Source organism: Curtobacterium sp. Leaf154 (assembly GCF_001424595.1).
Classification (GTDB): Bacteria; Actinomycetota; Actinomycetes; order Actinomycetales; family Microbacteriaceae; genus Curtobacterium; species Curtobacterium poinsettiae.
In genome coordinates this window covers 527,613-546,301 of sequence record NZ_LMOS01000001.1, presented here as the reverse complement: position 1 = coordinate 546,301, position 18,689 = coordinate 527,613, and the positions used below count along the sequence as shown (strand labels likewise).

General features: G+C 70.4%; 17 protein-coding genes. 2 read left to right on the top strand and 15 right to left on the bottom strand.

Annotation, left to right across the window (positions count from 1 at the left end):
- Window positions 1-56 precede the first annotated feature (56 nt).
- The 8 genes from ASF75_RS02590 to ASF75_RS02555 form a co-directional block, all read right to left on the bottom strand.
- Entirely contained in the window at window positions 57-404 is a 348-nt protein-coding gene (locus ASF75_RS02590; protein WP_017887350.1) for a rhodanese-like domain-containing protein, read from the bottom strand.
- Window positions 404-1,408 (bottom strand): protein translocase subunit SecF, encoded by a 1,005-nt coding sequence (gene secF, locus ASF75_RS02585; protein WP_056068655.1) that lies wholly within the window; start codon window positions 1,406-1,408, stop codon window positions 404-406. Before secF ends, ASF75_RS02590 begins: the two co-directional genes overlap by 1 nt.
- The gene (gene secD / locus ASF75_RS02580) at window positions 1,408-3,159 is read right to left on the bottom strand and encodes a protein translocase subunit SecD (RefSeq protein ID WP_017887352.1); all 1,752 of its coding nucleotides are present in this window, start codon (window positions 3,157-3,159) and stop codon (window positions 1,408-1,410) included. Before secD ends, secF begins: the two co-directional genes overlap by 1 nt.
- 91 nt (window positions 3,160-3,250) lie before the next feature.
- On the bottom strand, window positions 3,251-3,637 hold the full coding sequence (locus ASF75_RS02575) for a preprotein translocase subunit YajC (RefSeq protein ID WP_056068653.1): 387 nt from the start codon (window positions 3,635-3,637) through the stop codon (window positions 3,251-3,253).
- Between the two features lie 90 nt (window positions 3,638-3,727).
- Window positions 3,728-4,771: a Holliday junction branch migration DNA helicase RuvB gene (gene ruvB / locus ASF75_RS02570; protein WP_017887354.1), complete on the bottom strand. Its 1,044-nt coding sequence runs from the start codon at window positions 4,769-4,771 to the stop codon at window positions 3,728-3,730.
- Window positions 4,768-5,388: a Holliday junction branch migration protein RuvA gene (ruvA, locus tag ASF75_RS02565; protein ID WP_017887355.1), complete on the bottom strand. Its 621-nt coding sequence runs from the start codon at window positions 5,386-5,388 to the stop codon at window positions 4,768-4,770. The genes ruvB and ruvA overlap by 4 nt, the downstream gene beginning before the upstream one ends.
- The gene (gene ruvC, locus ASF75_RS02560) at window positions 5,385-6,032 is read right to left on the bottom strand and encodes a crossover junction endodeoxyribonuclease RuvC (RefSeq protein ID WP_017887356.1); all 648 of its coding nucleotides are present in this window, start codon (window positions 6,030-6,032) and stop codon (window positions 5,385-5,387) included. Before ruvC ends, ruvA begins: the two co-directional genes overlap by 4 nt.
- 2 nt (window positions 6,033-6,034) lie before the next feature.
- Window positions 6,035-6,802 carry a YebC/PmpR family DNA-binding transcriptional regulator gene (locus ASF75_RS02555; protein ID WP_017887357.1) on the bottom strand — a complete coding sequence of 256 codons (768 nt, stop codon included), beginning with the start codon at window positions 6,800-6,802 and terminating at the stop codon, window positions 6,035-6,037.
- Between the two features lie 167 nt (window positions 6,803-6,969).
- Between ASF75_RS02555 and ASF75_RS02550 the strand changes: the two genes are divergently transcribed.
- Together ASF75_RS02550 and ASF75_RS02545 are read left to right on the top strand one after the other, a co-directional pair.
- Entirely contained in the window at window positions 6,970-8,286 is a 1,317-nt protein-coding gene (locus ASF75_RS02550; RefSeq protein WP_056068651.1) for an AAA family ATPase, read from the top strand.
- Window positions 8,286-9,743 (top strand): tetratricopeptide repeat protein, encoded by a 1,458-nt coding sequence (locus ASF75_RS02545; RefSeq protein ID WP_056068649.1) that lies wholly within the window; start codon window positions 8,286-8,288, stop codon window positions 9,741-9,743. Before ASF75_RS02550 ends, ASF75_RS02545 begins: the two co-directional genes overlap by 1 nt.
- A 93-nt stretch (window positions 9,744-9,836) precedes the next feature.
- Here the strand turns inward: ASF75_RS02545 and pdxT are convergent, their stop codons facing one another.
- The 7 genes from pdxT to ASF75_RS02510 form a co-directional block, all read right to left on the bottom strand.
- A complete protein-coding gene (pdxT, locus tag ASF75_RS02540) occupies window positions 9,837-10,448 on the bottom strand; it encodes a pyridoxal 5'-phosphate synthase glutaminase subunit PdxT (RefSeq protein ID WP_042537197.1) in 612 nt (203 codons plus the stop codon).
- Window positions 10,438-11,358: a pyridoxal 5'-phosphate synthase lyase subunit PdxS gene (gene pdxS, locus ASF75_RS02535; RefSeq protein ID WP_017887361.1), complete on the bottom strand. Its 921-nt coding sequence runs from the start codon at window positions 11,356-11,358 to the stop codon at window positions 10,438-10,440. The genes pdxT and pdxS overlap by 11 nt, the downstream gene beginning before the upstream one ends.
- A gap of 13 nt (window positions 11,359-11,371) precedes the next feature.
- A complete protein-coding gene (locus ASF75_RS02530; protein ID WP_235517485.1) occupies window positions 11,372-12,073 on the bottom strand; it encodes an HIT family protein in 702 nt (233 codons plus the stop codon).
- Window positions 12,073-14,094 (bottom strand): threonine--tRNA ligase, encoded by a 2,022-nt coding sequence (gene thrS / locus ASF75_RS02525; protein ID WP_200942663.1) that lies wholly within the window; start codon window positions 14,092-14,094, stop codon window positions 12,073-12,075. The genes ASF75_RS02530 and thrS overlap by 1 nt, the downstream gene beginning before the upstream one ends.
- Before the next feature lie 94 nt (window positions 14,095-14,188).
- Window positions 14,189-14,731 (bottom strand): adenine phosphoribosyltransferase, encoded by a 543-nt coding sequence (locus ASF75_RS02520; RefSeq protein ID WP_056068647.1) that lies wholly within the window; start codon window positions 14,729-14,731, stop codon window positions 14,189-14,191.
- A 250-nt stretch (window positions 14,732-14,981) separates the two neighbouring features.
- Window positions 14,982-15,215 (bottom strand): hypothetical protein, encoded by a 234-nt coding sequence (locus ASF75_RS02515; RefSeq protein WP_156155268.1) that lies wholly within the window; start codon window positions 15,213-15,215, stop codon window positions 14,982-14,984.
- Window positions 15,216-16,033: 818 nt separating this feature from the next.
- On the bottom strand, window positions 16,034-18,643 hold the full coding sequence (locus ASF75_RS02510) for an ATP-dependent Clp protease ATP-binding subunit (protein ID WP_056068645.1): 2,610 nt from the start codon (window positions 18,641-18,643) through the stop codon (window positions 16,034-16,036).
- Window positions 18,644-18,689 lie beyond the last annotated feature (46 nt).

The following is an 18,689-nucleotide window of genomic DNA, read 5'->3' as shown; positions in this document are numbered from 1 at the left end:
GGACTCGGTCCGAGAGCTCGATCCGAGCTCGATCCGACAAGACTACGCGTCCCCGGTCAGTGCCCGTGACGCGGTTCGCCCTGGGCGTCGCGCTCCACCGGTGCCCCCGCCTGCTCCCAGGCGAGCATGCCGCCGGACAGGTTGACGGCAGGGACACCCGACTGCTCGAGCGCCGCGACGATGCGCGAGGACCGGCCGCCGGAGTGGCAGACGATGATGGCCGGCTGGTCACCGCCGTCGATCTCCTGCCAGCGGTCCACGAACTCGGACATCGGCACGAGCGTGGCCTGCGGAGCGTGGACCTCGTCCCATTCCCCTTGCTCACGCACGTCGTAGAGCCGGGCCCCGGCATCGATGCGGCGCTGGGCCTCGGCGACGTCGATCTGCTGGATCTCGATGGGCATCAGACGCTCGCCTCTGCCGCGTCGACCTCGCGCCGGCGCTTCTCGGCCGCCGCGGTCTTCTTGGCGTCGGACTCCTTGATCTTCGGTTCGTTCTCGCGCAGCTGCGCGTACATCGGCGACGCGATGAAGATCGTCGAGTAGGTGCCGACGATGATGCCGATGAACAGTGCGAGCGAGATGTCACGCAGGGTGCCGGCGCCGAGCACGTACGATCCGATGAAGAGGATCGCCGCCACCGGCAGCAGTGCCACGACCGAGGTGTTGATCGATCGGACGAGCGTCTGGTTGACCGCGAGGTTGACCGACTGCTTGAAGGTGCGGATCGACTCCTGCGCGGTGTTCTCGCGCACCTTGTCGAAGACCACCACGGTGTCGTAGAGCGAGTACCCGAGGATCGTCAGGAAGCCGATCACCGCCGCGGGCGTCACCTCGAGCCCGACGATGCCGTACACGCCCGCCGTGATGAGCAGGTCGTGCAGCAGCGCCGCCATCGCGGAGAGTGACATCTTCCAGGTGCGGAAGTACAGCGTCATGAAGACCGCGGCGAGGGCCAGGAAGATCACCAGACCACGGATGGCCTGCGCGAGGACGTCGGCACCCCACGTCGCGCCGATGAAGGTCGCGGCGACCTGGCGCTCCGGGACGTCGTAGGCCTTGGCCAGGGCGTCCTGCACGTCGGTCGTCTGGGCGTCGGTGAGCTGCCCGGTCTGCACGCGGATGCCGTGCGTGCCGAGCTGCGAGACACGAGGGATGGTGTCGGCGACGACGCTCTCGACCGTGTCGGTCGCGATGCTCTGGTCGAGCGACTTGACGTCGGAGATCGTGAACTCCGAGCCGCCGGTGAACTCGATGCCGAGCTGGTACCCGCCACGCAGCCACGGCGTGACGAGCGAGATCACGATCATCGCCAGGGCGATGAGGTACCAGGTCTTCCGGCGCCCGATGATGTCGTACGACCGCTTCCCCGTGTAGAGGTCGCTGCCGAACTGGCTGAAGCTGGCCATCAGTCGTCCTTCCCGTCCGGCGTCGAGCCGTTGTCGCCGGAGGCCTGCTGGGCCTTCCGCTCCGCGATCGTCTGTCGGCGCTGCGCCTCACCGGCACTGCGCTGGCGCTTGCCGTCCACGACGGGTGCGCGGAACTGCGCACGCCCCCGGTAGACGGCACCGAGTGCTGCCGGGTCGAGCCCGCTGAACCGGTGGCCGTCCCCGAAGAACCGGGTCCGGGCGATGAGCTGCATCATCGGGTGGGTGAAGAGTGCGACCACCACGATGTCGATGAGGGTCGTGAGCAGCAGCGTGAACGCGAAGCCCTTCACGTCGGCGACCGCGAGCACGTACAGGGTGACGGCGGCGAGGAAGTTCACCGCGTCGGACGCCAGGATCGTGCGCAGCGCGCGCTTCCAGCCGGACTCGACCGCGCTCTCGAGGGCACGGCCGTCACGGAGTTCGTCACGGATGCGCTCGAAGTAGACGATGAACGAGTCCGCCGTGATGCCGATCGCGACGATCAGGCCCGCCACACCTGCCAACGACAGGCGGTAGTCGACGCGCCACGACATGATCGCGATCACGAGGTACGTGATCACGGCGGCGATCCCGAGCGACAGCACGGTGACGAACGCCAGGGCGCGGTACTGGATCACGGAGTAGATGATCACGAGGATCAGACCGATCAGACCGGCGACGAGGCCACCGATGAGCTGCGCGGTACCGAGTGTCGCCGAGATGTTCTCGTTCGACTGCACCTGGAAGTTGATCGGCAGCGCACCGTACTTGAGCTGGTCGGCGAGGGTCTTGGCGGACTCGGCGGTGAAGTTGCCGCTGATCTGCGCCTTGCCGTTCGTGATCGCGGAGTTCGTCGTCGGTGCGGTGATGACCGAACCGTCGAGCACGATCGCGAACTGGTTCTGCGGCTGCTGGAGCGAGACGAGACGGTTGGTGACCGTGCGGAAGTCCTTCGAGCCCTCACCGTTGAAGGTCAGGTTGACGGCCCACTGGCCGGTCGACGTGCCCTGCGAGTCGGTGGCGAGCCCCGAGGTGGCGTTGCTGATGTCGGCGCCGGACACCTCGACCGGGCCGAGGATGTACTTGCCGGCGCCGTCCTGGTCGCAGGTGACCAGGGGCTCGTCGTCGGGCGCGGTGGTGACGTCGCCCGGTGCTGCGCAGTTGTAGTTGGTGTAAAGGTCCTGCAGCTTCGGCGTGACCCAGTTCAGGTCGCTCGCGTTCGTGGGCTTCGCGCTGGGCGTCGCCGCGAGCGAGGCGGGCGGCGAGTACGGCGTCGGCGATGCGGTGCCCTTGCCGTCGTCACCGACAGCGGAGTTGGTCGCAGCCTCGGTGTACAGGACGGGCCGGAACGTCAGCTTGGCCGCGGCCTCGATGCGGTCGATGGTGGCCTTGTCGGGGCGACCCGGGATCGAGACGACGATGTTGTTCGCGCCCTGCGTGTTGATCTCCGACTCGGAGACACCGGTGGCGTCGATGCGCTGGCGGATGATGTTCACCGCCTGCTGCAGCTGCTGCGAGGTGACGGAGTCGCCCTCGGTGTTCTGCGCCGCGAGGGTCAGCTGCGTGCCGCCCTGCAGGTCCAGAGCCAGCTCGGGTACCCAGCTCGCGCCCTGGTACCACTTGTCGGTGTCGTCCTTCGAAGAGCCGGCGAGGATCGACGCGGCGGTGTTCAGGCCGGCGAGGATCGCCATCAGGATCACCAACCAGGTGAGCGAGCGCAGCGCCTTCTTGACGGGTGTCGATCGTGCCACCGGTCGTCTCGTCTTTCTGTTCAGGACCGTCGGCACACCGTGCGACGGCAAGAGGAAGCCGCCGGATCAGACGACCCGGCGGCCGAGGGCGTCAGTCGTCGGACTTGCGCTTCGTGGCGTCGGTCTCTTCGGCACGCTCGCCGTAGACCGGCTCACCGTTGAGTTCGGCCACGGGCTTCGGCTCGTCCTCGGTGGTCGTGGTGGTCTCGACGTCCGACGCGTTGTCGTCGACGACGCGCGACAGGGTCTGACGGTGCACGGTGACGACGGTCCCCGGTGCGATCTCGACGTCAGCGGTGACCTTCTCCTCGTTCACGGAGAGGAGCGTGCCGTACAGGCCGAAGGACAGCATGACCTTGGCGCCGGGGACCATCTTGTCCACGAGCTCGGCCTGCTGCTTCTTGCGCTTGCGGCTGTTGTAGAACATGAAGGCTGCGAACGCCACGACGATGACGATGAGGATGACTTCTTGACCCATGATGCGTTGCCTTCTCTGGTTGCTCGGTTTCGGGCCGTAGCAGTCTAGGGCACGCCGGTGTCCGTGGCATGTCACTCGACTGATCGGCGTTCAGTCGTCGGTGTCCGGGTCGTCGAAGAGCCCCGGCTGCCCGCCGTCGGCCTGCCCCGGGGTGAGGCCGAGGTGCCGCCAGGCACGTGGTGTGGCGATGCGCCCACGGGGCGTGCGGGTCACGAGACCGACCCGGACCAGGAACGGTTCGACGACCGACTCGATCGTCTCGGACTCCTCGCCGACGGAGACGGCGAGGGTGTTCAGACCGACCGGTCCGCCGTCGAACCGGGTCAGCATGGTCTCGACCACGGCGCGGTCGAGCCGGTCGAGCCCGAGTTCGTCGACGTCGTACAGGTCGAGGGCGCCCTGGACCGCCGCCATGCCGTCGGTGGTGCGGTGCACGAGCGCGTAGTCGCGCACCCGACGGAGCAGGCGGTTCGCGATGCGCGGGGTGCCGCGGGAACGCCCGGCGATCTCGCGCAGGGCGGTCCGGTCGATGTCGAGCTCGAGCAGGTGCGCCGCGCGGATCAGGACCTGTTCGAGCTCGTCCTTCTCGTAGAACTCCAGGTGGGCGGTGAACCCGAAGCGGTCCCGCAGCGGGTTCGGCAGCAGGCCGGCCCGCGTGGTGGCCCCGACGAGCGTGAAGGGCGCGAGGTCGAGCGGGATGCTCGTGGCACCCGCGCCCTTGCCCACCATCACGTCGATGCGGAAGTCCTCCATCGCCAGGTAGAGCATCTCTTCTGCCGAGCGGGCCATCCGGTGGATCTCGTCGATGAACAGGACCTCGCCGGGGACGAGCGACGAGAGCACGGCCGCCAGGTCACCGGCGTGCTGGATCGCCGGGCCGCTCGACATCCGCAGCGGGCGCCCCGTCTCGTGCGCGACGATCATCGCGAGCGTGGTCTTGCCGAGGCCGGGAGGACCCGCCATCAGGATGTGGTCGGGCGTGCGCTCCTGCATGCCGGCGGCCTTGAGGAGCAGGTCGAGTTGCCCGCGGACCTTGCGCTGCCCGACGAACTCGTCGAGCGAGCGCGGACGGAGCGCGCCTTCGAACGCGAGTTCCTCCTGCGACTCGGCACCGGCGGACGTGATGCCGCTCATCGGCCGGCTGCCGCGGGTCGCAGGGCGCCGAGTGCGGCGCGGAGCAGCGCCTGGGTGCCCATCGCGGCGGCGCCTGGCTCGTTGGCGACGGCGTCGTCGACGGCGGCCTGTGCAGCGTCTTCACGCCAGCCGAGGCCGATGAGCGCCGAGACGACGTCGACCGCTGCGGGGTGCACTGCGGTCCCTCGCGCCGCGGCGACGACGGCGGCCTGTTCGAAGGCCACGAGCTTGCCGGAGAGCGCGACGATGATGAGCTTGGCGGTCTTCGGGCCGATGCCGGAGACCTTGCGGAACGCGCCGTCGTCCTCGTTCGCGACGGCGTTCGCGATCTGCGCCGGGTCCATGTGGGCCAGGACGCCCATCGCGGACTTCGGGCCGACGCCGGACACCCCGCGGAGCAGGTCGAACACCTGCAACGCGTCGGTCGACTCGAAGCCGAAGAGCAGGTGCTCGTCTTCGCGCACGATCATCGCGGTCCGCACGAACACCTCGGACCCGTGGCGCATGGTCAGTGCGTGCGCAGGGGTCACGGTGACGGCGTACCCGACTCCCCCGACCTCGACCACCACGGCCGAGCCGGCGATGTCGATGCAGGTGCCCCGGAGACTCGCGATCATGCTCCGAGCCTAGGGCCGCCCACCGACGACGCGGACCTGCCACGCTGCGGGCGGGCCGCGGCTGCGGCCGCGCGGGCGAGCGGCGAGTCGGTGGTGCCGCCCTGGGCGTCCCGCCAGGCACGCTGTGCCGGGGTGAGGTTCGTGGCACGCGAGCCGGCGGCGTCGGGTGATCCGAGCCTCCAGGCATGGCACACGGCCAACGCGAGCGCATCGGCGGCGTCGGCCGGCTTCGGGGCCTCGTCGAGTCCGAGCACGCGCGCGATCATCGTCTGGACCTGCCGCTTGTCGGCGTTGCCGTAGCCGGTGACGGCGGCCTTGACCTCGGACGGGGTGTGCAGCCCGACGGGCAGGCCGCGGGCCGCCGCGGCGTGCAGCGCCAGGCCGGCCGCCTGCGCGGTGCCCATCACCGTGCGGACGTTCGCCTGCGCGAACACCCGCTCGACCGCGACCGCGTCGGGGTGGTGCTCGTCGATCTCGGCGGCGATGCCGTCGGCGATCCGGAGCAGCCGCTGCTCGAGCGGCATGTCCGGCGGGGTGCGCACGACCGTCACGTGGACGAGTCGTGCGCGCCGGTTCGGTGCGACCTCGACGACGCCGACGCCGCACCGGGTGAGCCCGGGGTCCACCCCGAGCACACGGAGCACGGCTACTCGCCCTCGTCCTCGTCGAGCTCGGCCTGGACGTCCGCGGGGATGTCGAAGTTCGAGTAGACGTTCTGCACGTCGTCCGAGTCCTCGAGCGCGTCGATCAGACGGAACACCTTGCGGGCGGTCTCGGCGTCGACCGGGACCTTCAGGCCGGGCACGAACTCGGCGTCGGCGGAGTCGTAGTCGATGCCGGCGTCCTGCAGTGCCGTGCGGGCTGCGACCAGGTCGCTCGCCTCGGTGATGATCTCGAAGCCACCGCCCTGGTCGATGACGTCCTCGACGCCGGCGTCCAGCACCGCGGTCATCACGGTGTCCTCGTCCAGGCCGTCGGTCTTCGTGACCGAGATGACGCCCTTGCGCGAGAAGTTGTAGGCGACGCTGCCCGGGTCGGCCATGGTGCCGCCGTTGCGCGACATCGCGGTCCGGACCTCGGCCGCCGCACGGTTCTTGTTGTCCGTGAGGCACTCGATCAGCATCGCGACGCCGTTCGGGCCGTAGCCCTCGTACATGATCGTCGTGTACTCGATGGTCTCGCCCGTGAGACCCGCACCGCGCTTGACGGCGCGGTCGATGTTGTCGTTGGGGACCGAGGTCTTCTTCGCCTTCTGCACGGCGTCGACCAGGGTCGGGTTGCCGGACATGTCGGCACCGCCCATCTTCGCGGCGACCTCGATGTTCTTGATCAGCTTGGCGAACGACTTGGCACGGCGCTGGTCGATGACGGCCTTCTTGTGCTTGGTCGTTGCCCACTTGGAATGCCCGGACACGGTTCTCCTTGCGTATTGCGGAAAGTCCCGCTCAGTTTAGCGGCCCACGGGCCGTCCACCGGCCTGGAGGCACGGCGCGGCTCCGTCATGCCGGCGCGGATCCGGTGGGCGGTCGCGTCCACCGCCCTACGATGGTCCGGCAGGGAACGAACCACCAGGGGGGACGCATGACCGATCCGTTGTCCGCACTCGCCGCGGCCGTCACCGCGCTGCCCGAGGACCGCGCGCTGCGCCTGCGGTACGCCGAACTGCTCGCCGACGCCGGGCGGCACGGCGAGGCGATCGAGCAGGCGAGCACCGTGCTGCAGCAGGCACCGGACGACGAGCAGGCCGCCGGGATCGTGCGGGCGTCCGCCCTCGCCGCCGCGGCCTCACCAGCTGTCGGTCCGCAGAGCCCCGGCGAGGACGGGAGCGGCGAGGACGGCGGGGGCGAGGACGGCAGCGGCGAGCCGACGGCGGCCCCGGCGACGCCGACGCACGGCGACGGGATCGACTGGTCGGCGCTGGAGCGGTCGATCGCCGACCCGACCGAAGCGCCGTTCCTCGAGCGGGCGGTGACCGAGGACGGCGAGACGGTCGCAGCCGTGCCCGAGGACGCCGACCCCGTGGTCGAGGTCCGGCGCGAGACCGTCCGACTCGCCGACGTCGGTGGCCTCGAGGCCGTGAAGCGCCGGATCGACGAGTCCTTCCTGCAGCCGATGGCGCACCCGGAGATCGCGGCCGCGTTCGGCAAGCAGCTCCGCGGGGGCCTGCTCCTGTACGGGCCGCCCGGGTGCGGCAAGACGTTCCTGGCCCGCGCGATCGCCGGCGAGCTCGGTGCGCACTTCCTGTCCGTGACGCTGACGGACGTGCTCGACAAGTTCATCGGCGAGAGCGAGAAGAACGTGCACCGCGTCTTCCGTGAGGCACGGCGCCACGCCCCCGCGGTGCTGTTCTTCGACGAGATGGACGCGATCGGCGGGAAGCGCAGCGGCAACACGTCGTCGTCGTTCCGGAACGTGGTGAACCAGCTCCTCGTCGAGATGGACGGCGTCGACTCGCAGAACGACGGCGTCTACGTGCTCGCCGCGACGAACCACCCGTGGGACGTCGACGCCGCGCTGAAGCGCCCGGGCCGGTTCGACCGGATGGTCCTGGTCCGCCCACCGGACGAGGACGCCCGTGAGGCGATCCTCCGAGGACACCTGCAGAAGCGTCCGATCGAGGGCATCGACCTCCAGGACCTCGTCCGACGGACCCGTGGGTTCTCCGGCGCCGACCTCGAGCACCTCGTCACGACCGCTGCCGAGAAGGCGATGACCGACTCGATCCGGTCCGGTGCCGTGCGACCGGTGCGGATGCCCGACCTGCGCGACGCCCTCAAGGAGGTCAAGCCCTCCATCGGCCCCTGGGTGCAGGCCGCCCGGAACGTGGCCGAGTACTCGAACAGCAGCGGCGAGTACGACGACATGGCCGAGTGGTTGCGCGAGGAGCGCGAGCTCTGATGGTGGACGCCGTCGACGTCGTCGTCGAACGCGCGGACGCCCTGCTCGGGTTCGGGCGTCCCGACGAGGCGAGGACGGTGCTCACGGCGGCGGTCGCCGACGCACCGGACGACGTGCGGCTCTGGGCGAGCCTCGCCCGAGCCGAACGGGCGCGGCACGACCACGCGTCCAGCCGGGTCGCGGCGGAACGCGCGCTGGCCATCGACCCCGAGCACGCCGGCGCGATGTGGACCCGGATCAACGCACTCCTCGAGACCAAGGAGCGGGTCGAGGCCAAGCGCGCCGCCGACCGCCTGCTCGAACGCAGCCCCGACTGGGCGCAGGCGCACCTGCTCTGGGCCTTCGCGTACACCCGGTGGTCCCGGGCCAAGCGCACCATCACCGAGGAGCAGATCTGGCCCCTCGCCGACGTGCCGCGGGCCGCGGCCGCCCTCGACCGGGCACTCGAACTGGCCCCGCACGACGCCGTTCTCCTCGCTGACGCCGCCGGTTGTTACCGTGCCCTGGCCTGGACGGACGAGACCTACCGGGCGCGGGCGACCGCCGCACTGGATCGCGCCCTCGAACTCGATCCAAACGACGAGTGGGTGATGCTCGCGGCGGGATCGGTGCTGTCTGCGCCGGGGCGGGTCGCCAACGCGGCGCAGGTGCTCGCGCAGCACCCGAGGTCGTGGGAGGCCCTCCGCCGCGTGGACCACGGGGTCTGGAACCTCGTGTCCATCCCGGTGGCGGTCGTCACCTGGCTGCTGCTCGCCTCGGTCCTCGGCGCCCACGTCGCGGCGGGGGGCGGCGCGAACGTCGTGACGAAGACGCTCGGCTGGGGCGTGACCGGAGTCGGGGCCCTCTGGGTGCTGGTGGTCGAGGTGGGCTCGTTCGTGGCGTTCCCCCGCGGCCTCCTCCGCCGGACCGTGCGCCGCATCCCGCTCGTGCCGGTCGTCCTCGTGCTGACGGCCGTCACGTGGATCGTCGGCACCGTCGTCGCGGTGGTGCTGCTCGCCGGGATCGTGCCACCGGACGGCGACGCTGCCGCCGCGCTCGTCGCGGTCCTCGCCGTCGCCCTCCTGCTCGAGTCGGCCGCGCGGAGCGCGATCACGATCGCCCTCCGGCGGACGCAGGAGCGATCGGGGCTGTGGGCCGGACCGGTCGCCGAACGGGGACGCCGCAGAGAAGACGACAGCGACCGGACCGGAGCGCTCCTCGGGGGCCTGGCCGCCCTCGCCGCCTGGCTCCACGTCGCACTGTCGGCGCCGTCCGTCGCCACCTGGGCAGCCTGGTCGGTACCGCTCCTGCTCGCCGCGCGGGTGTTCGTGCTCCGGTACTCGGCGGAGCTCCTGCGCGCGGACGACGGACGACGCCGACCGCGGGCCGTGGTGGATGCCGTGCTCGCGGGCGTGTTCGCCACCGGGGCGGTGGGCGCCGTCGGCCTGCAGGTCGCGACGGCACTCGGCGTCCTCTGACCGACGGCCAGGGGTCTTCGCTCGGTGCTCGGTGCTCGGTGCTCGGTGCTCGGTGCTCCGTTGTCGGTGCTCGGCGTCGCCGTGCTCCCGCGGTCAGGCGGTGCGGACCAGGTCCAGGAACCGGCGGTGGAAGCGGTCTTCGCCAGCGACCTCGGGGTGGAACGCACTCGCGATGACGTTGCCCTGCTGCACTGCGACGACCTGGCCGTCCGGCAGGGCGCCGAGGACGTGGACGTCGTCACCGCGCTGCTCGACCACCGGGGCGCGGATGAACACCGCGTGCACCGGTGCCTCGCCCAGGTCGGGCATCGGGATGTCGATCTCGAACGAGTCGTTCTGCGCACCGAACGCGTTGCGCCGCACCGTGGTGTCGAGCACGTCGAGGGTCTGCTGCCCGCTGATGCCGTCGGTGATCCGCGACGACAGCATGATCATCCCGGCGCAGGTGCCGTAGGTGGGAAGCCCACCACGGATGGCGTCGGCGAGGGGCTCGGCGACCCCGAAGGCGCGGGACAGCTTGTCCATCACGCTCGACTCGCCCCCGGGGATCACGACACCGTCGAGGGTCCCGATCTCCTCCGGACGACGGAGTGGCACCACGTCGGCGCCGAGCTCGGTCAGCGAGGCGATGTGCTCCCGGAAGTCACCCTGCAGCGCCAGGACCCCGACGCGGGGCCGAGCACCGCTCGTCGGACTACCAGCCACGCTCGGCGAGGCGGTGCGGTGCGGGGACGTCGGCGACGTTGATGCCGACCATCGCCTCGCCCAGACCACGGGAGACCTCGGCGATGACCTTGGGGTCGTCGTGGAAGGTCGTGGCCTTGACGATCGCAGCGGCACGGGCCGCCGGGTCGCCGGACTTGAAGATGCCGGAACCGACGAACACGCCGTCGGCGCCGAGCTGCATCATCATCGCGGCGTCGGCCGGGGTGGCGACACCACCGGCGGTGAAGAGGACGACGGGGAGCTTGCCGGTGCGGGCGACTTCCTGCACGACGTCGATCGGGGCCTGGAGCTCCTTGGCGGCGACGTAGAGCTCGTCGTCGCGCAGGTTGCGGAGCGCCGCGATCTCCTTGGTGATGGTGCGGATGTGCTTGGTGGCCTCGGACACGTCACCCGTGCCGGCCTCGCCCTTGGAGCGGATCATGGCTGCGCCCTCGGTGATGCGGCGGAGCGCTTCGCCCAGGTTGGTGGCACCACAGACGAAGGGGGTGGTGAACTTCCACTTGTCGATGTGGTTGACGTAGTCGGCCGGGGACAGCACCTCGGACTCGTCGATGTAGTCGACGCCGAGCTCCTGCAGCACCTGCGCCTCGACGAAGTGGCCGATGCGGGCCTTCGCCATGACGGGGATCGACACCGCGGCGATGATCTCCTCGATCATCGAGGGGTCGGACATGCGGGCGACGCCGCCCTGCGCGCGGATGTCCGCGGGGACGCGCTCGAGGGCCATGACGGCGGTCGCACCGGCTTCTTCCGCGATGCGGGCCTGCTCGGCGTCGACGACGTCCATGATCACGCCGCCCTTGAGCATCTCGGCCAGGCCGCGCTTGACGCGGTCGGAGCCGGTGATCGAGGTGCCAGGGGTGCCGGAGGTGCTGGTGCTGTCGCTCATGATGCCGACCAGTCTAGTGCGCCCCGGGCCACCCGTCGGCGACGAGTCGACGGGTCTCGCCGAGCATCTGCGACATCGACTTCGTCCGGGCGATGATCGGGAAGAAGTTCGCGTCGGACTGCCACCGCGGAACGATGTGCTGGTGCAGGTGTGCGGCCACCCCGGCGCCGGCGACCTCGCCCTGGTTCATGCCGATGTTGAAGCCGTCGCAGTGCGAGACCTCGCGCAGGACCCGCATCGCGGTCTGGGTCAGCTCGCCGATCTCGCGCAGTTCGTCCGGCGTTGCCTCGTCGTAGAGCGGGACGTGCCGGTACGGGCAGACCAGCAGGTGCCCGTTGTTGTACGGGAACAGGTTGAGCAGCACGTAGGCGTGCTCACCCCGGGCCACGATCAGGGCGTCCTCGTCGGACTTCCGCGGGGCTTCGCAGAACGGGCAGTCGTCGTCGTGCCCGCGACCCCGGCCCTCGCGGCCGGCGTCGATGTAGGCCATCCGGTGCGGGTTCCACAGCCGCTGGAAGGCGTCGGGGACGGCCGCGCCGGTCGCGGCGTCCCGGATGACGAGCGGGTCGTCGTCGGACCCGGGACCCGCTGCACCGGAACCCGCGGCACCGGACCCGAGCGGGCCCGAGGAGCCGGCCACGTCGTCGACGTGACCGGTCCCCGCGGGGCGATCCGGGCCTCCCGGCAGATCCGTCTGGTCCCGCTGGTCCGTCATCAGACCTGCGTGCGCTCGCGGATCGCGGTGAGGATGCGGTCCACGGCCTCGTCGACGGGCACCGCGTTGTCCTGGCGACCGTCGCGGAAGCGGAAGCTGACGGCGCCGGCGTCGCGGTCGTCGCCACCGGCGATGAGCTGGAACGGCACCTTCGCCTTGGTGTGCGTGCGGATCTTCTTCTGCATGCGGTCGTCCGAGTGGTCGACCTCGGCGCGGACGCCGTGCGTGCGGAGCTTCGCGATGACCTCGTCGAGGTAGTCGCCGTACTCGGCCGCGACCGGGATGCCGACGACCTGGACGGGCGACAACCACGCCGGGAACGCACCCGCGTAGTGCTCGGTGAGGACACCGAAGAAGCGCTCGATCGAACCGAACAGCGCGCGGTGGATCATCACCGGACGCTGGCGCGAGCCGTCGGCGGCGGTGTAGTCGATGCCGAACCGCTCGGGCAGGTTGAAGTCCAGCTGCACGGTCGACATCTGCCAGGTGCGACCGATGGCGTCACGCGCCTGCACGGAGATCTTCGGGCCGTAGAACGCCGCACCCGCCGGGTCCGGCACGAGCTCGAGCCCGGACTCCTCGGCGACCTGGCGCAGGGTCTCCGTCGCGACGTCCCAGACCTCGTCGTCACCGACGTACTTCTCCGGGTCCTTCGTGGAGAGCTCGAGGTAGAAGTCGTCGAGGCCGTAGTCGCGCAGGAGCGAGAGCACGAACGCGAGGGTCGTGGTCAGCTCCTCCTTCATCTTCTCCTGCGTGGTGAAGATGTGCGCGTCGTCCTGGGTCAGGCCGCGCACGCGGGTGAGGCCGTGGATGACACCGGACTTCTCGTTGCGGTACACCGTGCCGAACTCGAACATCCGGAGCGGCAGGTCGCGGTAGGAGCGGGGCTGCGACCGGTACGCCAGGATGTGCATCGGGCAGTTCATCGGCTTGAGGTAGTAGTCGGCGCCCTGGCGGGTGACGTTGCCGTCCTCGTCGCGTGCCTCGTCCATGTGCATGGCCGGGAACATGCCGTCCTTGTACCAGCCGAGGTGCCCGGAGGTCTCGAACAGGTCGCCCTTGGTGATGTGGGGCGTGTAGACGAACGAGTAGCCGTTCTCCTCGTGCCGACGGCGCGAGTAGTCCTCCATCTCGCGACGGATGATGCCGCCCTTCGGGTGGAAGATCGCCAGGCCGGAACCGATCTCGTCGGGGAACGAGAACAGGTCGAGTTCGGCGCCGAGCTTGCGGTGGTCACGCTTGGCGGCTTCTTCGAGGCGCACCAGGTACGCCTTGAGCTGGTCCTTGTCGGGCCAGGCGGTGCCGTAGATGCGCTGCAGCTGCGGGTTCTTCTCGGAGCCACGCCAGTAGGCAGCGGCCACGCGCATGAGCTTCGCGGCGTTGCCGATCCAACGGGTGTGCGGGACGTGCGGGCCGCGGCAGAGGTCCTGCCACAGCACCTCGCCCGACTTCGGGTCGACGTTCTCGTACACCGTCAGCTCGCCGGCGCCGACCTCGACGCTCTCGCCGGAGTCGCCGTCGCTCGCTGCGCCCTTGAGGCCGATGAGCTCCTGCTTGTACGGCTCCCCCGCCATCAGCTCGCGTGCCTGCTCGTCGGTGACGACGACGCGACGGAATCGCTGGGCCTGCTTGACGATGCGGTCCATGCCCTTCTCGATCGCCTTGAGGTCTTCGGGGGTGAACGGCTCGGCGACGTCGAAGTCGTAGTAGAAGCCGTCGGTGACGGGCGGACCGATGCCGAGCTTGGCGTCCGGGTTGATCTGCTGCACGGCCTGCGCCAGCACGTGGGCGGCCGAGTGGCGGAGGATGTCGAGCCCGTCCTGCTCCTGCAGGGTGACGGGCTCAGCGGTCTCACCGGCCTGCACGTCCGCCGCGAGGTCCTTGAGGACGCCGTCGACGCGGATGGCGACGATGCCGCGCGCACCGTCGAAGAGCTCGGTGCCGGTCGTGGTCGTCGTCGCGGTCCGGGGCTCGGGTGCCTGGGGAAGCTCGGCGGGCGCGGGTGCGACTGACTCGGTCACGATGATGGGACTCCTCGATCGAAATGGTGCGTCAAGACTAGTGCGAGACGTGCTCGCGTGCGGACGGCCGCGGGCGCTGCTCGGTCGTCGGCGCTCAGGCCGGGACGGCGCCGAGCGTCGCGACGGGCAGCCGCGGCTCGAGGCGCTCGCGTCCGTTCAGGCCGTCGAGCTCGAGCAGCGCTGCGAAGCCGATCGCCTGGTAGCCGGCGCGCTCGAGCAGCGTGATGGTCGCGGCTCCGGTCCCCCCGGTGGCCAGGACGTCGTCGACGACGAGCACCCGCGTGCCTGCGGGCAGCTGACCCGGTCGCAGTTCGAGTTCGGCCGCGCCGTACTCGAGCGTGTACTGCTCGCTCAGGACCTCGCCGGGGAGCTTGCCCGCCTTGCGCACCGTGAGCACACCGACCTGGTGCTGGGCGGCGATGCCCCCGGCCAGTGCGAAGCCACGGGCCTCGATGCCGGCGACGGCGTCGAAGCCGGCCCCGACCGCGAACGGTGCCGCGAGTGCTTCGCACACGCGACCGAAGGCGACGGCGTCCGAGAACACCGGCGTCACGTCGCGGAACAGCACCCCCGGCTTCGGGAAGTCCGGCACGAGGGCGGTGAGGCGTTCGACGAGTGCAGCTGCGGTTTCGGTCACCCGCCAACGGTACGGGAGGCCCGGGCTGCGACCGACACGTCGGCGCACGGTGCGAGGCTGGTCGCCTCGTGCGGGCCCCACCGTTCGCTGCACGGTGCGGGTTCCGTCGGACGGTTCACCGAAGGTGGCTCGGTGCGAGGTTGTTTCCTCGCACCGAGCCGTTCAGGCCGCACGGGCTCCGGAAGGACGCACCGTGCGTGCGTGACGCCGACGACAGTGCCGACGACAGTGCTGGCGACAGCGCCTGCGGTCAGCGCCACATCCGCATCGCGGCGCCCTGGGTGATCCAGTCGGTCTCGCGCTGTCGGCGTTCCCGCTCGAGGCGGGCCAGCGTGGCGAGGTCGACCTCGGGCCGCTCCTTGCGGGTGCGTCGGCTCCAGATGATGAGCGACATCCCGACGCGGAGTGCGATGCGGTCGGCGAGTGAGACCCGGCGGCGCACCGCGCGGGTATCGGGTGGACGGGTGGTGGTCTTCGTGGACACGGTGATCCCCTTCAGGGCATGGCAGAGCTGCCCGGGTGTCGGGCATGACGAAACCGCCCGGATCGCGGGCAGCGAGAATTGAATGCGTGAGAATGCACTCCGGGATGGTCCGGAAATGTTCGGACAACGATCGCGGAATGCGCGTCGACACCGAGAGCGTCGCACTGCCCACCGACATTCTTCCGGCGTCGTCCGTACAGATCGGACGGGACGCATCGACGTGCCGTCGAGCCGTTCGGTGGACGAACGAACCGGTGCTGCACGAGCCAGATCGGCTCAGCGCAGGGTGCCCGGAGGCACAGATGTCAGGAGAGTGGGACGCTCCGGGTCAGCGGACGCGGGACGGGGAACCGACGCGTCCACGGATTCCGCGGAACGGAGTGGTCGTTGCGATCATCATGGTCGGCCCCCTTTCGGTCTCGAGCTGGTGGAGTCGTCCGGGTCGAATGTTCGACCGTTCGCGACGAGTGAACACTATCGGCACCGCAAATCGGAGCGCAACCCCTTTTTCGGAAAACGTCTGGAATTGCATTCCCGAACAGGCCGATCACGGTGCGAGGTTCGTGTTCTCGTGGCGACTCGCCGGCTGCGTGCAGAGTTCCCGTCGTGCATCGGCGCCGGGCCTGCCGGCTGCACCGTGCGCTGTCTGCGGACCGGTGGCAGCCTGCGCGCTCGGTGCGGGATCGCAGGCCTGCACGGTGCGGGCAACCTCGCACCGTGTGACGGAGCACGTACGGAGCACGCACGGTGCACGCACGGTGCTCGCCGGAGGCCCGGTACCGAATCGGTACCGGGCCTCCGCCGTGCGTGCGAGCGGACTAGACCGCGGCGTGCTCCGCGACGCTCGCCGTCAGGGAGTCACCCTCGACGTCGATCCGCACGGTGTCACCCGCGGTCACCCCGCCCTCGACCACGAGTGTCGCGATGCGGTCGTCGACCTCGCGCTGGATGAGCCGACGGAGCGGACGGGCGCCGTACTCCGGCTCGTACCCGTGCTCGGCGAGCCAGGCGACCGCGGCGTCGGACACCGACAGGACCATGTCCTGGGCGACCAGCCGGAGCGCCGTGTCCTGCAGCAGCAGGGACACGATCGACGCGATCTGGGACCGGTCGAGCTTGCGGAACAGCACGATCTCGTCGATGCGGTTGATGAACTCGGGCCGCATCGCCTCGCGCAGCTTGCCCATGACGCGGGCCCGCAGGTCGTCCTCGGCGAAGCCGTCCGTGGCACCGACCGGGGAGAACCCGAGCGCTCCCGAGCGGGAGGCCAGGAACTCCGAGCCGATGTTCGACGTCATGATGACGACGGTGTTCCGGAAGTCGACCGTCCGCCCCTGACCGTCGGTGAGCCGGCCGTCGTCGAGCACCTGCAGCAGCAGGTTGAAGACGTCCGGGTGGGCCTTCTCGACCTCGTCGAGCAGGATCACCGAGTACGGGTTGCGACGGACACGCTCGGTGAGCTGGCCGGCCTCGTCGTGGCCGACGTACCCGGGAGGGGCACCGACCAGGCGCGACACGGTGTGGCGTTCGCCGAACTCGCTCATGTCGAAGCGGAGCATGGCGGACTCGTCACCGAACAGCGACGACGCCAGGGCCTTCGCGAGTTCGGTCTTGCCGACGCCGGTCGGTCCGAGGAACAGGAAGCTGCCCACCGGACGACGCGGGTCGCCCATGCCGGTCCGGCTGCGCCGAACCGCCTTGGCGATCGCCCGCACGGCGTCGTCCTGGCCGACGACGCGGTCGTGCAGCTCGGACTCGAGCGCGGCGAGCCGCGTCTTGTCGGCCGAGCCGAGTCGGGTCACCGGGATCCCGGTGGCACGGGACACCACGGCGGCGATGTCGGCTTCCGTGATCGACGTGTCCGCGGATTCCGGACGGGAGGTCTGGCTGGCGTCCGCCGACGAGGCGGCGGTGATCCGGGCCTCCAGTCCGACGATCTCGTCACGCAGGTCGGACGCTTCCTCGTAGTGCTCCTCGGCGACCGCGCTGTCCTTGCGGGCGGTCAGGTCGGCGACCTGGGCCCGCAGTGCCTCGACGTCGACGTCGCCCGACAGGGCGAGGCGGCGGCGTGCACCGGCCTGGTCGACGAGGTCGATGGCCTTGTCCGGCAGGTGCCGGTCGGTCACGTAGCGGTGCGAGAGCTCGACCGCGGCGCGGAGTGCCTCGGGCGTGTAGGCGACGCCGTGGTGCTCCTCGTAGCGCGGGGCGAGGCCGGTCAGGATCGCGACGGCGTCCTCGACGTTCGGCTCCCCCACCGTGACGGGCTGGAACCGGCGCTCGAGCGCGGCGTCCTTCTCGATCCGGCGGTACTCGTCGAGCGTCGTCGCGCCGACCAGGTGCAGGTCGCCGCGGGCGAGCCGGGGCTTGAGGATGTTGCCGGCGTCCATCGAGCCGCCCTCGCCGCCGCCACCGGCGCCGACGACGGTGTGGAGTTCGTCGACGAAGACGATGAGCTCGTCGGCGTGCGCCGCGATCTCGTCCATCGCCGTGGTGAGGCGCTCCTCGAAGTCGCCGCGGTACCGGGTGCCGGAGAGCATGCCGGGCAGGTCGAGCGCGACGACCCGCTTGCCCTGCAGCAGGGCGGGGACGTCGCCGTCGACGATGCGCTGGGCGAGGCCCTCGACGATCGCGGTCTTGCCGACGCCGGGCGCACCGATCAGCACCGGGTTGTTCTTGGTGCGGCGGAGCAGGATCTCGACGGTCTGCTCGATCTCGTCGGCGCGGCCGATCACCGGGTCGACGTGCCCGTCACGGGCGCGCTCGGTCAGGTCGGTGCCGAACCGGTCGAGCGTCGGGGTGTCGCTGTCGGAACCGGACTCGGCCGTTCCGGTCGTCGCAGCGGTTCCTGGCATGGAGCGCCCCGCTCGTGCTGCTGCCGCGGCCTGCTGGGCGTAGGCCTGCATGACCTGCGGGGTGATCCCGGCGCTGGCGAGCAGCTGGCCGGTCACGGTCTCCTGGTCCGTCACGAGCGCGAAGAAGACGTGCTCGGGGTCGGTGTAGGTGCTGCCGAAGCCCCGCGCGGCCTGCGTCGCCTCGACGAGGATGCGCTGGGCGGTGCCGGTCAGTGCAGGGCTGCCGGTCTGCTCGGCGAGCGGTCCGTGCGCCATCGGCAGGCGCTGCTCGATCTCGTCGGCGAGGCGCTGGGGGTCGACCCCGGCAGAACGCACGACGGCGTCGAACGGTTCGGTGCGGACGAGCACGTGCAGGATGTGCAGTGCGTCGATCTCGCGCTGCCCCTGCGCGAGCGCGAACTCGGCGGTGTGCTGGAGCAGCTCGTGGGTCCGGCGGCTGAGCAGCCGGGTGATGTCGACCGGTCGACCGAACGCGCGGACGCGCTGCTGGTCACCGGTGCGTTGTGCCGCGAGCAGGCGGGCGAGGAACTCGTCGAACGAGTCGTTGCTACCGGTCGGGCCGAACGTCTCTGGCAAAGGGACCTCCTGGGAACTTGAGTGCCTTCGACTCAATGCAACGCAG

Coding starts and splice junctions, on each gene's coding strand:
- ASF75_RS02550 (WP_056068651.1), top strand. CDS start 6,970: ATGACCGATCCGTTGTCCGCACTCGCCGCGGCCGTCACCGCGCTGCCC.
- pdxS (WP_017887361.1), bottom strand. CDS start 11,358: ATGAGCGACAGCACCAGCACCTCCGGCACCCCTGGCACCTCGATCACC.
- ASF75_RS02545 (WP_056068649.1), top strand. CDS start 8,286: ATGGTGGACGCCGTCGACGTCGTCGTCGAACGCGCGGACGCCCTGCTC.
- ASF75_RS02575 (WP_056068653.1), bottom strand. CDS start 3,637: ATGGGTCAAGAAGTCATCCTCATCGTCATCGTCGTGGCGTTCGCAGCC.
- ruvB (WP_017887354.1), bottom strand. CDS start 4,771: ATGAGCGGCATCACGTCCGCCGGTGCCGAGTCGCAGGAGGAACTCGCG.
- secF (WP_056068655.1), bottom strand. CDS start 1,408: ATGGCCAGCTTCAGCCAGTTCGGCAGCGACCTCTACACGGGGAAGCGG.
- ASF75_RS02530 (WP_235517485.1), bottom strand. CDS start 12,073: ATGACGGACCAGCGGGACCAGACGGATCTGCCGGGAGGCCCGGATCGC.
- ASF75_RS02590 (WP_017887350.1), bottom strand. CDS start 404: ATGCCCATCGAGATCCAGCAGATCGACGTCGCCGAGGCCCAGCGCCGC.
- ruvA (WP_017887355.1), bottom strand. CDS start 5,388: ATGATCGCGAGTCTCCGGGGCACCTGCATCGACATCGCCGGCTCGGCC.